7 protein-coding genes are annotated in these 17,608 nt (G+C 40.4%); 5 read left to right on the forward strand and 2 right to left on the reverse strand.

Annotation, left to right across the window (positions count from 1 at the left end; translation table 11 throughout):
• Nucleotides 1-213: 213 nt before the first annotated feature.
• Nucleotides 214-4,455 carry a two-component regulator propeller domain-containing protein gene (locus LQ227_RS23885; protein WP_230151518.1) on the forward strand — a complete coding sequence of 1,414 codons (4,242 nt, stop codon included), beginning with the start codon at nucleotides 214-216 and terminating at the stop codon, nucleotides 4,453-4,455.
• Between the two features lie 443 nt (nucleotides 4,456-4,898).
• On the opposite strand, the gene LQ227_RS23890 is transcribed toward LQ227_RS23885, so the two are convergent.
• Nucleotides 4,899-5,975, reverse strand: coding sequence for an RICIN domain-containing protein (locus LQ227_RS23890; protein WP_230146191.1), 1,077 nt, complete (start codon nucleotides 5,973-5,975; stop codon nucleotides 4,899-4,901).
• Between the two features lie 1,487 nt (nucleotides 5,976-7,462).
• On the opposite strand from LQ227_RS23890, the gene LQ227_RS23895 reads away from it, so the two are divergent.
• The 4 genes from LQ227_RS23895 to LQ227_RS23910 are packed head-to-tail and all read left to right on the forward strand — an operon-like array spanning nucleotide 7,463 to nucleotide 15,063.
• Nucleotides 7,463-8,848, forward strand: coding sequence for an IPT/TIG domain-containing protein (locus tag LQ227_RS23895; RefSeq protein ID WP_230151520.1), 1,386 nt, complete (start codon nucleotides 7,463-7,465; stop codon nucleotides 8,846-8,848).
• Nucleotides 8,849-8,872: 24 nt separating this feature from the next.
• Nucleotides 8,873-11,950, forward strand: a complete 3,078-nt coding sequence (locus LQ227_RS23900) for a TonB-dependent receptor (protein WP_230151522.1) — start codon at nucleotides 8,873-8,875, stop codon at nucleotides 11,948-11,950.
• Nucleotides 11,951-11,962: 12 nt separating this feature from the next.
• Entirely contained in the window at nucleotides 11,963-14,041 is a 2,079-nt protein-coding gene (locus LQ227_RS23905; RefSeq protein ID WP_230146194.1) for a RagB/SusD family nutrient uptake outer membrane protein, read from the forward strand.
• Nucleotides 14,042-14,061: 20 nt separating this feature from the next.
• The gene (locus LQ227_RS23910; protein ID WP_230146195.1) at nucleotides 14,062-15,063 is read left to right on the forward strand and encodes a DUF4973 domain-containing protein; all 1,002 of its coding nucleotides are present in this window, start codon (nucleotides 14,062-14,064) and stop codon (nucleotides 15,061-15,063) included.
• A 765-nt stretch (nucleotides 15,064-15,828) separates the two neighbouring features.
• Here LQ227_RS23910 and LQ227_RS23915 read toward each other — a convergent pair.
• Nucleotides 15,829-17,559 (reverse strand): glycoside hydrolase family 43 protein, encoded by a 1,731-nt coding sequence (locus LQ227_RS23915; RefSeq protein WP_230151525.1) that lies wholly within the window; start codon nucleotides 17,557-17,559, stop codon nucleotides 15,829-15,831.
• Nucleotides 17,560-17,608: the final 49 nt, after the last annotated feature.

The following is a 17,608-nucleotide window of genomic DNA, read 5'->3' on the forward strand; positions in this document are numbered from 1 at the left end:
GCTTGCCTACAATTTTCGTGTTTATTAAAAAATATCAAAATATAAGCGTAGCTTGGTTATGTCAATATTAAACAGCCGTTTTGTAACCAAATTTTACTTCAAATTAATTATTTGAAGGTGATAATGCTTCTGTATTGAGTAGAATATATGTTTCGGATTTTAATTTTAATAAGCACATTCCTACTGTGTAATTCTCTTTTTGCTCAAGAAGGTTTGTACCAATTTTCTCATCTGGATATTGCTAACGGCTTATCTGATAATCAGGTAAAAGCCATATATAAAGATCATAGAGGATTTATGTGGTTTGGAACCCAAGCCGGCCTCAACCGTTATGATGGGCATGAATTCAAAGTATTTAAACATAACATAAAGGATAGTACCAGTATCCCTGATGATTATATTTTAAACATATTTGAAGGGCCGGAGAAACAGTTATGGATTAAATCTGGCAGCGGTTTCAGTATTTATAATCCTTTGACAGAAAAATTTGAGCCATTTCAGGATAAACACCTTAAAAACTATAAAATTCCGGGCGGATACCTTAAAGAGATACAAACCAATAATAAGGGAAAGTACTATTTCTACCTTGAAAATCAAGGCATTTTTTGTTATGATGCGAAAAGCAATACAACCACCAGGTATGCTCATAAAAATGGAATAGTAAACTCCCTGTACGCTAACGAAATAAGCTATTTTTTGGACGACCAGAAAGGAAATTTGTGGGTTATTTATACCAACGGCGTTCTTGATAGGTTTAACCTGAAAGAACAGCGGGTAACAAACAGGTATTTTGCAATAAACAAACGTTTAGCAGATCAGGTAAGCGATTTCCACCTCAGTCACGATTCGGGAGGCAATATTTTTATTTATAATGTAAGTAACCCTTTTGGGTTATATTATCTTAATGAAAAAAGTAACACTTTCCGTTATTTTGGAAAGAAGCCGGATCATTCAGGCCTCAGTTCGAATAATGTAAGCTCCATTACAGAGGGAGATGACGGAAATATCTGGATCGGGACCGATCATGGTGGAATTAATATCTTAAATAAGCTAACCAACAAAATAAGTTATATTTTAAGTAAAGAAGATGACCCCAGGGGATTAAAGCAGAACAGCATTGTTACCTTATACAAAGACAATAACGGAATAATCTGGATTGGCACCTTTAAAAAAGGGATCTGCTACTATCATAAAAGCATCTTTAAGTTTCCGCGAAATGAGTATTTAACAGGGAAAAATACGATATATAAAGACGTTAATTCATTTGCGGAAGATAACAAAGGGAATTTGTGGATTGGAACAAACGGCACTGGTTTGCTGTATTTAAACAGAAGTACAGGTGAAATTACAGTATATCGTAATAATCCTGCCAACAATAACTCTTTAAGTAGTGATATTGTTGTAAGCCTTTACATCGATCATTCGGGCCTCTTGTGGATTGGAACTTATTTAGGTGGGCTTAATTCTTTTGACGGAACTAAATTTACCCATTATAAGCATACTACAGATCCTTCCAGCCTTTCCGATAATCGCATTTATGCCCTGTTAGAAGATTCATCCAACAGGCTTTGGGTTGGTACTTTAAGTAGTGGATTGGACTTGTTTGGCCGGAATGCCAAAACCTTCAGGCACTTTAATTCGACAGTTAAGAACACATTAAATTCTAATATCATTAATTGTTTATATGAAGATAAACTTAAAAGGATCTGGATTGGTACTACCCGTGGAGTGAGTATACTGGATCCCAAAACCTTTAAATTTACCCACTTAATTAATAACAGTAAGGATACGAACAGCCTGATACCCGGTAATGTACATTCCATTATCGAAGATGGCAGAGGATGGATGTGGATAGGTACCCGTGAGGGTATAAGTATATATAATCCTGCAACAAAAAACTTTAATAATTTAACCGAGGAAGTCGGGCTGCCCGAAAGTGCTGTTTTGGAGTTGCTTGAAGATGAAAATCATCATATTTGGTATAGTTCGCAAAAAGGCCTTTACAAGATATCCGTGGTTGCTGAAGGGGGAAATTATAGATTTATATACAGTAAATACAATGAGGCCGACGGATTGCAAGGCCCTACATTTAATATGAATGCTGTATACAAAACAAAAGCCGGTGAACTGATTTTTGGAGGGGCAAACGGCTTCAACATTTTTAGGGCGGGCCAAATTACTAAGGAACAGTATCCTTCAACACTGGTAATAACGGGCTTAGAAATGTTTAACCATAACATACAGGTTGGAGAAAGTATTAACGGCCATATTATTTTGCCAAAAACAATAACAGAACTCGAAAATTTAACCTTTACTTATAAAGAAAACATCTTTTCACTCGAATTTGCATTGCTCAATTATATTAATCACAGCAAAATAACTTATAAATACAATTTAGAAGGATTCGATAAACATTGGCTTACAGTTCCTACAGAAATGCGTAAGGCCACTTTTACAAATCTTGATCCCGGAAATTACACCTTTCATGTAAAAGCATTTAATGGAAACGATCCTATCCCCCTGGCAGAGTCGCACTTGAAAATTACCATTTTGCCTCCTTTCTGGCGCACCACATGGGCATATATATTTTATGTTTTAGTAATTGGCTTTTCATTGCTATTTATTCGGAACAGAGGGATCAAAAAGTTAAGGAAAGAATTTGCCTTAGAACAGGAAAGAATTCAGGCCAGGCAGTTACAGGAACAGGAAAGAATTCAAGCGTTGCAGTTGAGACAGCAGGATCGTAAAGAAGCTGAAAGGTTACGTGAGTTAGATTTATTGAAAATTAAATTTTTAACGAATCTGAGCCATGAATTCAGAACGCCCATTTCATTGATTCTCGCTCCTGTAGATAAACTTTTAACGGAGACCAAAGAGACTGGACGTTACGGTCAGCTGGCCATGATTAAAAGGAATGGAAAGCGTTTATTAAACCTGGTAAACCAGCTGCTCGATTTTCGTAAAATGGAAGAGCAGGAATTGCAATTAAATAAGAGCGATGGCGAGATAGTATCCTTTATTAAAGATGCAACAGACTCATTTTATGATCTGGCAGAACGCAAGCAGATCAAGTTTGCTTTTAAAAGTGCTGTTGAAAATCTACATGTATCGTTTGATCATGATAAGATTGAGCGGATATTGTTCAATTTACTTTCAAACGCATTTAAATTTACACCGTCGGCAGGGACCATAAGTGTTGAATTACAAGAGCTGCCGCATCAGGGAGAAGATGGCTGGGTTTCATTGGAGATAAAAGTACTAGATTCTGGAATCGGGATTCCAAAAGATAGGCAGGAAATGATCTTTGAACGGTTTTTTCAAAATGAAACAGCCTCATCCATCCTTAACCAGGGGTCAGGAATTGGTTTGTCTATCACCAAAGAGTTTGTTAAAATGCACGGAGGTGAAATATTGGTTGAAAGTGAACCAGGCGTAGAAACTTGTTTTACCGTACGCTTAAAACTCGCTTCCAGTTCTATTTCAGTGCAAGAGCAAAAGGATCTTGAAAATGCTGAATTGCCATATGCAGAATCAAATGAAACCATTATCAGCATACCGCTTACAAATAGTAATGAACATGTTTATGATGGCTTCATAACCACTGAAGAACAATTATGTTCCAATGAAAAAAAGGATGAAAATGAGTCTTCTGAGGTCGGTATTCCCGGAACAAACGTGCCCCTTGTTCTGTTAATTGAAGATAATGAGGATTTTAGGTTTTATCTTAAAGATAACTTAAGATCTTTTTATAAGATAGTGGAGGCTTCGAATGGTAAGGAAGGCTGGCAAAAGGCCCTCGCATTGCATCCTCATCTTATTGTTTCAGATGTAAATATGCCTGAAATGAATGGTACAGAATTATGTAAAAAACTGAAAGGGGATGACAGGACCAAACATATCCCGATCATATTACTAACAGCTTTAACTGCTGAAGAAGAGCAGCTTAAAGGCTTAAAAACCGGAGCGAACGATTACATGACCAAGCCCTTTAATTTTGAAATTTTACATTCAAAAATAAAGAATCTGCTCACGCTTCATCAAACATTTAAGAAAACTTATTCCAGACAGATCAGTATTCAGGCGCCAGAAATAGAAATCGAATCTACCGATGTTAAGTTCCTTAACGAAGTATTGCCTTATATTGATGCAAATCTTGATAAACCTGAGTTGTCTGTTGAGGATTTAAGTAAACATATGAGGATGAGCAGGGTATCTTTGTATAGAAAGTGTTTGCAGGTAATGGGTAAAACGCCTGTTGATTTTATCCGATCTGTTAAGCTGGAGAGAGCAGCCGTATTATTAGAGAAAAGCGATAAAACGGTTTCAGAGATATGTTACATGGTAGGTTTTAGCGCCCCTAATTATTTTGCTAAGTCGTTTAAAGCAAAATATAATGTAGCACCATCCGAATATATGGCAGAAAAAAGGAAGGCCAATAAAGATAAAGACCTTTAAAAACTGAACAAATCTTTTTTATCATCCGAGTTGATGCGGACAAGTTATATTAACGAATCTAACATTTTGTCACACTGAGGGGATAATTTGTTTTATAAAATCAATATTAATAACACAAGGGGTTTTTATCCTATTGTAAGTTGCGAGGAATCGTCATTGCGAGAAGGCTTTTTCAGCCGACGAAGCAATCTTACAACGATCGCTACTAGCGTGCGCATTAAGATTGCTTCGTTCCTCGCAATGACGAGCTTTCCATGGATTCTGTCAATGATAGCCTGTCGAAGGACCTGTTTAAATACGCTTTAAAGTATTTCGACGACTTGTCCCGATTTTCATCGGGAGGCTCTCCGTAGGAGTTCTTTGGACAACATGACAGCATCTGAGCTGAAATCGCCTTTATGATACACCCTCTTCCATTCAATGGTAGCTACAGCTCTGCTGCGCTACATCCCGTCTGATCGCATTGCAAAAACTAATTTTACATGTCTGAAGGCATTTGTTTCACTCCATTCATTGTCATAGTTTAAACCGTAAGGCCAAAAATGCCCGCCTCCTGTATGTATTACACCACTAGTGCCATCAAAAATTTTGATAAGTGCAACTGTGTTTGCGCCCAAGAAATCGCCAGTACTGGTATTCGATGTCCATCCGGAGCTTAGGCCTACGCCATAGGTGTGGGCAATTTCGTGCATTGCCGTACGCACATTCTGGTAACTGGTATTTGCACCAAAACGTATGTTTCCGTTTGTACTGCCATCGGCTGTTGGCACACCTGTGTTATATTGTACGGTAAGTGTGCGGGCGGGCCAATTGGCGCCGGCATTATATCTTGCACAGGCATCATTCATAGCGCTGGTAATTCTGGCGAGTACATCAGCCGGTACCCCTGTACTGTTAAGCACCCAATTCAGTTGACCGCCTGCATTAACCGTTAACAAAGACCATTGCTGGTTTTCTCCGCCATTGTAAGCCCATTGCGCAACATTGGCACCATCAGCGATTGACTGGTTGGCAACTTCAAGGTCTTTACCACTGTTTCGGTTAATAATACGGTAATACCCGTTGCCCAAAGCGGTAAATTGCCATTGCTGGTTTGTAGCCCCCGAATAGGTAGATATATTCACATTAGCCCCATCAGCTGTTCCCGCCTGGTCTACCTGAAGTCCTTTGGCGCTATGCACACCAATAATCGAATAGTAATCACCAGGAAGCAGGGTCAGGGCCCATTTTTGATTTGTTCCACCTGTACCGCCATATTGGGAAACATTCGAGCCGTCAGCAGTCTGAAAACCACCCACATCGAGTGTTTTTCCACTTTTGCGGTTCACGATATAAAAGGTGCCATTGGTTATAGACAGTGGGGTTTCGTTTGGTGGTATTGCACTCAGTTTTGCCTTCACTGAAAGCTGATCCTTGCTGTCTGGATCCGGGAGATCGTTTTTTCTACAGCTGCCAAAAAATAAAACAAATCCGAGCATCAAAATGCCGGCTGAGGGTAAAGTAAATGGTTTTGTTTTCATAAAATTAGGTAAGAATGAATGAACAGGCATATGAACATGTTCGTTTGGTTATTTTAAAGAGGACATATGCTGCTCGTTTTAAGTGAGCCCCTCTTTTTATGGTTAATAAAAACTATTTAATCGCCTTGTTTTAAAAAGGTTATGCCTTTTAAAACGATCTGCTTTATAAGGCTTTTGGTTTATCCCGTAATCACGTGCCCATTCCTTACTGCTGCTGCCTAAACAGCGGTAACGATTAAAATAATTGTAAAGATACTTCTGGTAGTTTGCCAGATTTTTTATACTTGGTTGAAACAAATTAACTATAAAAAATGGGCTTGTAGTGAGGGGTAATCTGATATAAATTAGGGGGTAAACTCCTCGTTTCCCTGCTTTATTACAAGATGTTTAGCTAAATAGGGGAAAGCAATCTTTTTATAAGCGTCTTTTTTACGTTTATTTTGCCTGGATTTTGGAGAAATCTGCCTGTTCGCTATCTCTTCGATTATGCGCTATAAATTCATAAAAACACATCCTGCAAAAAAAGAATTGTATATGTGATAAAACATACGCCTTTGGCTGTACCGGGACGCTGGCTGTACCAGGACGAGACCTGCTACTTTGACGGTCTGTCCGTCTTTTGCCTGGGCAAGGTACTGGGTTGGGAATAACCAAATATATCATTCCGGTTAATTTACAGTTAGTTACCTTAAGTCTGTGCGTATAACAATTTGACAATTTGAGACAAATCGACAAAAAGTTGAACAGATAATAATGGCGCTATTCCTTTACTTTGATTTCAATTAACCAAATAACAAACCTTACTGCAAATTTCTTCCACCAGCAACACTATGCTTTTGCAGTTTTAATGCTTTTTATGAGATACAAAATATTTATTTCAGACGATTGATAATCAGTAATTTATCTAAACCAATAAACCAGGGAAATTATGACTAAAATGATGCTATGCTCAAATAAATACTTATCAGTTTCAGGTACATTCCGCGTATCAGAATAAAACAAATCCGTATTGATTCTGTAAGAAAATGCTGAAAAATAGGCCAATTTTAGTCGCAATAGCGCTGCACACAGTTGAACATCTAGACTGCAGTATGGTGCCAATCAGATGTTATTAATGTGCTGAAATTATTGCTATTGACAATAAAACGATTTACTGATTAAGCTGACCTAAAACCATTAATTAAAATAAGAGGGTTACGCACATCCTACACAATCTTGTGGGTCTGCAGCTTGATAAATAATGTTTTCTACAAAAGGTAACGGCTCCTTTCGATCCGTGGTCGGAATTACAAGTTGTAATGCCGAAGGACATTGCTATGTCCATTCCTGGGAAATATTGTTGCATGTTGTCAGTTTAACGGTACTACGATCCGGCTATTTCGAAAATTTACGGAATACCACAACCATTATTGGTTAGCGTTCAGCGTGGGAAAGAAATAATAAAATTCAGTGTAACCCGGCTAAATCCGGATAAAAGCAATATGTATATGAAAATTAAAAACAAGGTTAAAACCAGGCGTTGGCAGATCTGTTGGATGCTGTTCGGGTTGATTGCGCTTTCCTTAACACATTGTAAACATGATGAGTTGACGCAAGAAGTTGGTTACGATCCATCTAAGCCCGTAACCGTCAGCGATTTTTACCCTAAAGCCGGAAGTGTAGGAAACAATCTGGTAATATATGGCGAAAATTTCGGGAACGATCTTTCCAAAATAAAAGTGATGATCGGGGGAAAGCCAGCCAAAGTTGTTGGTGTAAAAAATAATGCCATTTATTGTATCATTCCCGAAAAGGCTTATGCTGGGGATATAAAAGTTAGTGTTCTTGGCGGTAACAATGAGGAATTGGCCTATGGAGCCTCAAAAGAACCACTTTCTTATACCAGAAAACTGCTCGTTTCTACCTTTTTGGGTAAATACTATCAGGTACCAAGTAATTTTGAGGAAAAGGAAGGCCCTTTTAACGATTGTGGTGGATTTAAAGGGATACTGTGGCTCACTTTCGATCCTAAAAACTATAACCACCTCTATTTCTCTGCCGATGTAAACAGTTGCCGTCTGATTGATTTTGAGAAGCAATATGTGAGTTACTTCAGAACGGATCTCGACAGGGTATCGATTTTAAACTGGAGGATGGATGGAAATCAGGACATGATTGTTTCCCACAACCATTCCAGCGATACCAAAAATGGCAATTACCTGTTCACCCGTGAATCTAATTTTGTTCAGAAAAAAGCAATCGAGGTTTATGCCAGGGGTGTAAACGGTACAATAGTTCATCCACAAAACGGAGAGTTGTACTACTCACGGTACAGAGCTGGTGATATCCGCAGGTATGACTTTAATACCAAAGAAGATAAATTGGTGTTCTCCAATCCTTACAGTGCAGTGGCTGTTTACATGGTGATGCACCCCTCAGGAGACTATGCCTATCTGGTCGAATTTGAAAAACATTTTATCATGCGGACCGATTACGATCGTGACAAGAAAACCTTCAAAACGCCATATACCATCTGTGGCGCAGCGGGTACGGCAGGCTATGCTGATGGAATTGGCACTAATGCGCGTTTGAACAGCCCTGTACAGGGGGTATTTGTTAAAAATCCAGAATATGAAGCGGCAGGAGGCGACCAGTACGATTTCTATTTCTGCGATAAGGCCAACCATGCAGTTCGCATTTTAACACCACAAGGAAGGGTAAGTACATTCGCCGGACGTGGGAACAACGGTACAAGCGGTTATGCAGATGGCGATTTACGTACCGAAGCCCGTTTCAATAACCCGCAGGCCATTGCCTATGATGATGTGAAAAAATGTTTTTATATCGGTGATACGGGCAATTGGCTTATCCGCAAAATAGCTAAAGAAGAATAATTGATGAAGACCAAATATATAATGATGAGATTTATTTTACTAACGTGCATGGTGCTGATTGGTGTCTCCCTTAATGTTTTCGCACAGGAGGTAACCGTAAAGGGAACAGTAACCGACATTGGCAAACAACCCATCCCAGGGGTAAGCATATCTGTTGCCAACCTGCCCGGACTGGGGGCAATTACAGACGGTGACGGGAAATTCAGTATCAAAATGCCTCCTTACCAAACATTGGTATTTACTTATGTGGGTTACGAAAAACAGGAGGTACTGGTAAAAGAGCAGCGCGTTGTAAATGTTAGCCTGAAAGAATCAGATGCCAGTGTATTGAACGAGGTGGTAATTACCGGTACAGGCGCAGAAAAAAAGATCTCCATCACTGGGGCCATTACAACTGTAAATGTAGACCGGCTCAAATCTAATCCCTCTACATCGATGGCAGATGCGCTGGCAGGCGTGGTACCAGGTATCCAGGCCATGCAAACCTCAGGGCGCCCGGGCAGCATTTCAGAATTTTGGGTGCGCAGTATTTCTACTTTCGGAGCCAGCAATGCAGCGCTGGTATTGATTGATGGTTTTGAACGTGACATGAACGAAATCAATGTGGAAGATGTGGAATCCTTTTCTGTATTAAAAGACGCTTCAGCAACGGCTATTTATGGAAGCAGAGGTGCAAACGGTGTAATTTTAATCAAAACCAAACGGGGCAAGGAAGGCAAAGTAAATATCAATGCAAAAGTAGAAGGCTTTTATAATACACTTACCAAACTCCCTGAATTTGTGGACGGCTATGCGTATGCGTCGATGGCCAATGAGGCAAAAATTGTTAGAAATCAGGAGCCTCTCTTTTCGAGGCCAGAACTCGAAATACTGCGCCTGGGCTTAGACCCCGACCTGTTCCCCAATGTAAACTGGATGGATGTGGTGTTGCGTGATGCAGCAAAGAGCCAGCGCAGTATGATCAATTTAAGCGGAGGCGGAAAAACTGCACGTTATTATTTATCAGGAAGCTACCAGAATCAGCAGGGGATGTATAAAGTAGATGATGCGTTGAAAGACTACAATACCAACGCTAGTTTTAACAAGTATACTTATCGCTTAAGCGTTGATATGGATATCACCAAATCTACGTTGCTCACAGCAGGTGTTTCGGGTTCGTTACGGAAACAAAATGATCCCGGAGTAGGCAGTGATGCAATATGGACGGCGCTGATGGGATACAATGCAATTACCTCTCCACTTGTATATTCAGATGGGAAGATCCCAGCAAGTGATGATGGTGATACCAATCCAGACAATGATATGGACCGCTTTAATCCCTGGGTACAGGGTACCATGACCGGTTACAACGAAAGTTGGAGCAATAACATCCAAACCACATTAAATCTGAACCAGGGTCTGGATTTCATTACCAAAGGCCTCCGCTTTGTTGGCCGCTTTGGTTATGATACTTATAACAATAACTATATCAAGCGCTACAAGTTCCCTGAACTGTGGAGCGCCAACCGCTACCGCGATACCGAAGGCAACCTGGTATTTAAACGCATAAAGGAAGAACAGAAAATGACACAGACTTCTGGTTCGGACGGTGATAAACGTGAGTTTTTTGAATGGGAAACACATTATAACAATAACATAGGCGACCATAATTTCGGGGCCATGGTTAAGTATAGTCAGGCATCGAAGGTATTTACCCAGAATATCGGTTCGGATTTAAAAAACGGAATTGCACGACGGAATCAGGGATTGGCCGGACGAGCCAACTACAACTGGAAATCGCGCTATTATGTTGATTTCAATTTCGGTTATACGGGTTCTGAAAATTTCCACAAAGACTACAGATTCGGATTTTTTCCGGCCATCTCCGGAGCATGGAATATCGGGGAGGAACCTATCGTGAAAAAATTGGGATGGGTAGATATGTTTAAAGTGCGTTATTCATATGGAAAAACAGGGAACGACAACTTAGGCGATATCAGGTTTCCTTATCTCTATACTTTAGAGCAGATGGCTGCAGGAGGATACAATTTCGGTGATTTTGATTCTTCAAATCCATGGACGGGTATCCGTTATTCTTCAGTAGCGTCTCCCAATGTTACCTGGGAAATTGCGACCAAGCAAGATCTGGGAATCGATTATTCACTCTTCCATGATAAATTTAGCGGATCAGTAGATTATTTCCGCGAACGCCGTGATGGAATTTACATGAGCCGGAATTTTCTGCCCGGGTATGTAGGTTTGGAGAATAATCCTTCTGCCAACGTGGGCGAGGTAAAAGCAGCCGGATTTGATGGCAGTTTTACTTATAAACAAAAGGTAAGCAATGTAGATCTTACCTTACGCGGCAATGTTACTTATAGCAAAAATGAAATACTGGAAAGAGATGAAGAAAATACGATTTACACTTACAAGCTTCAGGAAGGCCATCGGGTAGACCAAGCCAGGGGGCTGATGGATTTAGGCCTGTTTAAAGATTATGATGATATCCGCAATAGCCCAAAACAATCTTTTGGTGAGGTAATGCCGGGCGATATTAAATACAAGGATATCAACGGCGATGGTATTATCGATGATAATGATATTGTAGCTATTGGGGCAACAACCAGACCAAATCTTACCTACGGATTCGGGCTCTCGGCGAGCTGGAAAGGTCTTGATATCAATGTGCATTTTCAGGGTGTGGGAAAGTCTACTTATTTTATTAACGGATCGTCTGTTTACATGTTCAGCTTAGGTCAGAATTGGGGAAATATCCTGAGTGATGTAGCCAGTAGCAACCGCTGGAAATTAGGTGAAAATGAAGATCCCAATGCAGATTATCCCCGGTTAACCTATGGGCCAAATGCCAATAACTATCGGGCATCTACCTTTTGGCTGAGAGATGGTTCTTACCTGCGTTTAAAGACATTGGATATTGGCTATTCGCTGCCAAAAACCTTGGTAAACAAGGCTCACCTCAATAATGTACGTTTCTTTTTTATCGGCACCAATCTGCTCACATTTACCAAATTTAAACTGTGGGATCCGGAATTAGGGAGCTCAACAGGGAAAGTTTATCCGCTTAGCAGAACAATGTCATTAGGGGTATCAGTTAATTTATAAGCAAAGAAGAATATGAAAAAAATAGTTATCGTTTTAGCTTTTGCAGGTATTATTTTAATCGCAGGCGGATGTAAAAAATATCTCGACTCTGATTACCTCTTCGATGAGCGGTTAACCACGGAAGAGGTTTTTACCAATACCGATTATGCAAACAGATGGTTGGCGCAGGCCTACTCTTTTCTGGGCAGTAATTTTATGCAGGATGTAAGCAGCAAGAAATATGTGCCCTTTAATTTTGCTGATGATATGTATTATGGTGATGAAAGCGACGGATACAAAAGATGGAAAAACGGACAATACACTGAAAATGGATTGAATGGCGAAAGCAAAGAAATTTGGAATGTAGCCTATAAAGGCATCCGTCAGGCTTCTATATTTATTAATAATATCGATATCAATAAGCAGTTTACCGCAAAAGAAATTGCAAACCTTAAGGGGCAGGCACGGTTTTTAAGAGCCTACTTTTATTGGGTATTGTTACGTACCTACGGCCCGGTGCCAATTGTACCCAATGAGGGGATTGATTACACTAAAGAGTATGATGAAATTGCACAGCCACGGAATACCTACGAAGAATGTGCTGTTTACCTCTCGAACGAACTGGTAGAAGCCGCCAAAGGACTTTCACTTCAGCAAGGGATACAACAGATAGCAAGGCCAACCCGTGGTGCAGCATTGGCGCTCCGTGCCCGGATACTTTTGTATGCCGCAAGTCCGCTGGCCAACGGCAAAGCACCTGCTGATGTAGCTGCGGCACTGGTTACCAAAGATGGGAAGCCTTTACTTTCCCGAACCTACGATGAATCCAAATGGGCCAGGGCTGCTGCCGCTGCTAAGGATGTAATGGATATGGGCCAATACCGTTTGTATGTTGCTTATAAAAAAACAACTGGCGATGCTGCTTATCCGGCAACTGTTACGCCTCCATTTGATAGTAATTTTTCTAATAGTGCCTGGCCTTCGGGCTGGAGTGATATCGATCCTTACGAGTCGTACCGCGCTTTGTTTAACGGAACAGTTCCTGCCTATCAAAATCCTGAACTGATTTTCACTCATGGCCAAAACCAGGGCGGAGAAGGCATAAATGTTTTGGTACTGCATCAGTTGCCGCGCCTGGAGGGCAAGGGCTACAATTCGCATGGCATGACCCAAAAGCAGGTTGACGCCTACGCCATGAATGATGGTAGCGATATACCAGGAATGAACGGCATGTATGCCGGCAGACAGGGTTATGAAGGCCGATATAATACCCAACCCCGCACAACAGGTTTTGTAACGCAGACGGAACTGACCAAATACCCGGAATTAGGACCTTTGGGCGTTGGCGTAAATAAACAGTTCGTTCAACGCGAACCCCGCTTTTATGCTTCAGTATCGTATAACGGTTCTACATGGAATCTCCTCAATGCAGAAAGCGTAAGAGATGAAAAAAGTAATGTTCAGATATTCTACTACCGTGGCGATCCTAATGGTTATAAAAACACGACCTACTGGCCACGTACGGGGGTGGGTATTAAAAAATATGTACACCCAGACGATATCAGCAATGTAGCTGTTACCGCTTATGATCAAAGCCGTATGAAGCAAAAAGTTGATCCTGCTATCCGTTATGCGGAAGTATTACTGATTTATGCAGAAGCCTTAAATGAGCTGAACGGATCTTACAATATTCCATCATGGGACGGAAGTAAAACACAGGTAATTTCAAGGAACATTTCTGAAATGAAAAGAGGAATCCAGCCGATCCGCATCCGTGCTGGATTAGCCGATTATCCGGGAGATGTTTATGCCGATCCAAATAGATTTCGTATAAAATTGAAAAGAGAACGCCAGGTAGAGTTATTTGCCGAAGGGCACCGCTATTTCGATCTGCGCCGTTGGACCGATGCGCAGTCGGAAGAGTCGGCCCCGGTTTATGGCTACAATGCCTATGCCACTAAAGCGCAGGCAGACCTTTTCCACAACGTGGTTGAAACGCCATCGTTACCTTCGATTTTTACGCTCAAAATGTGGTTTTGGCCAATTCATTTTGACGAATTGAAACGCAACAAATACCTGACACAAAATCCGGGCTGGACAAATCCTGAATAACAATCATAATCTGCAAAAAAATGAAGAAGTATATATATATTCTATTTTTATTGATAACAACATCGGCATGCTTTGTTTCATGTAATGATGAATGGAAGGAAGAACAATTTGTTCAAACGGCATCATTTAAATCAAATCCGACTGCCCAGGGGGTAAGTTGGAGTTATTTACGTTATAATGCCAACGGAAAGGTGAGGTTTAACCTTCCGATTATCATCAGTGGTTCTACACCAAATCTAAAAAACCGCACTATACATCTCGGTTTAGACCCTGATACGCTGGCAAAATTAAATCAGGAGCAGTATGGGCACAGGCAGGAGCTGTATTTTAAACAATTGGATAAAAAGTATTACACCATGCCCCAAACCATAGATGTACCGGCCGGGGTGAGCACGGTTACTGTACCCATCGATTTTACTTTAGGAGATCTGGATCAATCTGATAAATGGGTATTGCCGTTACAGATCTTAAACGACCCTGCTTATGATTATCAGGCCAATCCACAAAAATATTATCGTAGAGCTATGCTGCGGATCACGCCCTTCAATGATTATTCTGGAGAATATGGTGGTACTTTGTATAAAATATTTCTCGATGGGGATACTGAGCCCTTAACCCTAAATACCCACCGAACTTTTGTAGTGGATGATAAAACTATTTTTCTGTATGCCGGAATTAGGGATATTGATTACCTGGACCGCAAAAACTATAAGGTATTTATTAAGTTTACCGATCAGAATATCGATATCCAGAAGAAAAAATTAGAAATCTGGAGTGATAATACCGTAAACAATAAATTTAAAGTTGGCACAGCCCAATCTTATTATACCAGAGATGAAGCCTGGGATCCAAAACTTCCATACCTGAAACATATTTATACCACACTCTATTTATCATACGAGTTTGAAGATTACACTACAGTGCCCGGACAAAGGTTGAAATATAAGGTAGATGGTACGTTATCCATGCAGCGCGACCTGAATACATTGATACCAGATCAGGATCAACAGATTCAATGGTAGTTGGTAATTTATAGAAGTCAAGTTTTTAAAACTTGACTTCTACACACTAAACCCAGCCAGCACACGTGTGCTCCGTGTGAAATATAAGAAACCATGTATTAAGAATTAGGTCGTAGCCTTTAGTTACGGCCTTTTTTAGTTAAGAGACCAATGCTTTTCTATATCATTTAATCATAGTTTTATTGCCATATGCCTCAATAATAGCATTGAATGAACTGAAAAGGCAATTTGAAAATGCAGCCAGCGAGGGGCAAGAAATTTAAGTAAGTCCTTCGACAGGCTCAGGATGACAGCTATATAATGGAATCGTCATCCACTTCGCATTGCTTCGGTCGAGAGGACGGATTGATCGCGGTTGAAATTACGCGTAATATTCCTCTGCTCCCTGCTATTCGGCCTAGGGTATGATGGTAGGAGAAAACGTTAAAGCTTTTGCAAGCCCTTTCACCTATCACTACCCTGAGGCAGCACGCCCTACCCGATTTTTCATCGGGGGCTTGTGCTGGCGACCAAAAAAGCTTTGACGAATTTATCCGACATCAGATCCAAGCCTTGATTTTTTGTTACTTTTTCATCAAGGAAAAAGTAAGAGCCCTTCGGTGGCTAACCGAGGCAAGCCCGAGCCATAGACAAAGATCTCTCCACTGCGGTCGAAATGACGATCTTTATATTTAAGTCTGTTAGTGATAGAATAATTGAGTTTTAATGGTATTATTAAATATACGCATTTCCAAGCGGAAAATAATTCAGCTTTCAATGGCATCATTAATTATTCATTAATCTAAAGCTGTTAAAAGTGCCTGTTTGCGAACGATCTCCTTTTACCACAATACCAGCCCTGTATCCCATTCCCCAAGGTACATATTTGGCTGCTAAAAAATCTATACGATAAAAACTAAGCCATTCTGCTCCTTGTTTTTTATGGAAAAATTCTATCTGTTTCCCATCATTGCTGATCTGCATTTTTAATTGCACTGGGCCAGCTAAATTTTCTTTTGATGTTTTAAGAATCTTATATGCGCCTTCAAAATTATCAAAAACAGCAAAGCCCTCTTTCGAGACTGTAATGCCTATTCCACCGAGTTCACCAGGCCACTTGCTTTTAAAAATGGCACCGCCCAGGCAAATGCCTGTTTTTGCTGCATCGGGCTTTATTTCGGCACTGATGCTAAAATTTACAGTCTTAATGTACTGGCCCAGAAAGGTGCCAAGTGCATGGTTTTCATCAGATGCTGCTAATTTTAACCCTTTATCAAAAGACATCGATGGCCTCGTTGATTTAGAAGGCCATTGCCAGGCAAGATCAAGTTTTTGATCATTTTCAAAATTGTCGACAAAATTAAGGTCGGCCTTTGGCCGGTTGGGGAGGGTTGCATTATGTAATACAGGCCAGCCATCAGCACCAACAATTAATTCTTCTATAATGCCCTCTCTACCTACAAAAACATCATAACTTTTGTTAAATGCGTGGTATAGCATAAATAGCCTGTTGTTTGCGGTTTTTACCACTGTGCCATGGCCGGGGCAATTCCACTTGTCGTTACTTACCATTATCGGGTTGTTGCTGTATTTCTCCCACACACCGCTGTTCAGGTCTTTCGTTCTGGCAATTCCTGTTTTGTAATTGCATTTTGCATCACAGCAGCCACCAACAGAATATAGGCTGTACACATATTCTCCTAAGGTAAAAAAACAGGCGCCTTCAACCAATCCGGTTTCCCATGGCTGGCTATTGGTGAATACTTTGCTCTTTTGCCCGAGCAATTTTGTCCGGCTATCGTTAATTTCCTGTTTCCAGATCCAGCTTTCTTTGCCACAGCCATTACCGTCATTTTTCCAGAAAGCATAAACTTTGCCATTGTGCTGTAATTCAAACGCATCTATTGCGCCACATTCATCTTCAATAATAACAGGGCCATTGTCGGTAAATTTACCGCTTTCAATTTTATCTGCATCGATCCAGGCTGTGCCGCATTGCAAACCCGGATTACCTTTTGTTTCCCTGTTGTGCGCTGTATAATAGGCATAAATCCGGTGCTGTTTTTGATCATAAACCAGTTCCGATGCCCAAAAGTTATTTTCGCCCCATTGGTTTTTCATATCCTTAAATCCATCCGGAAAAACATGATTGATCAATTTCCAGTTTTTAAGGTCGGTTGATTTATATATGGTAAAATAAGGAGCCCATTCGTTTGTAGTAGAGGTAGCGTAATACACTTTTCCAACCCTGATAATGGAAGGATCTGGATTATCACCTGGTAGGGCAGGATTTAGCAACAGGTGCGCAGCGCCATCAGTGTTTGAATTTTCGGTCTGTGTTTTTTTTAATCCGCAGGAAACCAGGCAAAAGCTAATCAGCAAATAAACCAGGCGAGTGCCCAAATGTTGTATCGTTAAGGTATAGGACTTTTTTACAGCTATTTTATTTGTTTTTTTTGCTGGTTGAACACCACTTGCATATTTTTTAAAAAATCTAGATAGTCGAAAAGTGATCATGTATTTCAAGGTATAAATTGTCTTTTTGATATTTGGTTATTTTCCGAAA

The sequence above is a fragment of the Pedobacter sp. Bi27 genome (assembly GCF_918698255.1).
Classification (GTDB): Bacteria; Bacteroidota; Bacteroidia; order Sphingobacteriales; family Sphingobacteriaceae; genus Pedobacter.

What these genes read in the sequence shown, in the direction of transcription:
- LQ227_RS23910 (WP_230146195.1), top strand. Translation starts at nt 14,062, where the DNA reads ATGAAGAAGTATATATATATTCTATTTTTATTGATAACAACATCGGCA.
- LQ227_RS23915 (WP_230151525.1), bottom strand. Translation starts at nt 17,559, where the DNA reads ATGATCACTTTTCGACTATCTAGATTTTTTAAAAAATATGCAAGTGGT.
- LQ227_RS23895 (WP_230151520.1), top strand. Translation starts at nt 7,463, where the DNA reads ATGAAAATTAAAAACAAGGTTAAAACCAGGCGTTGGCAGATCTGTTGG.
- LQ227_RS23890 (WP_230146191.1), bottom strand. Translation starts at nt 5,975, where the DNA reads ATGAAAACAAAACCATTTACTTTACCCTCAGCCGGCATTTTGATGCTC.
- LQ227_RS23905 (WP_230146194.1), top strand. Translation starts at nt 11,963, where the DNA reads ATGAAAAAAATAGTTATCGTTTTAGCTTTTGCAGGTATTATTTTAATC.
- LQ227_RS23900 (WP_230151522.1), top strand. Translation starts at nt 8,873, where the DNA reads ATGAGATTTATTTTACTAACGTGCATGGTGCTGATTGGTGTCTCCCTT.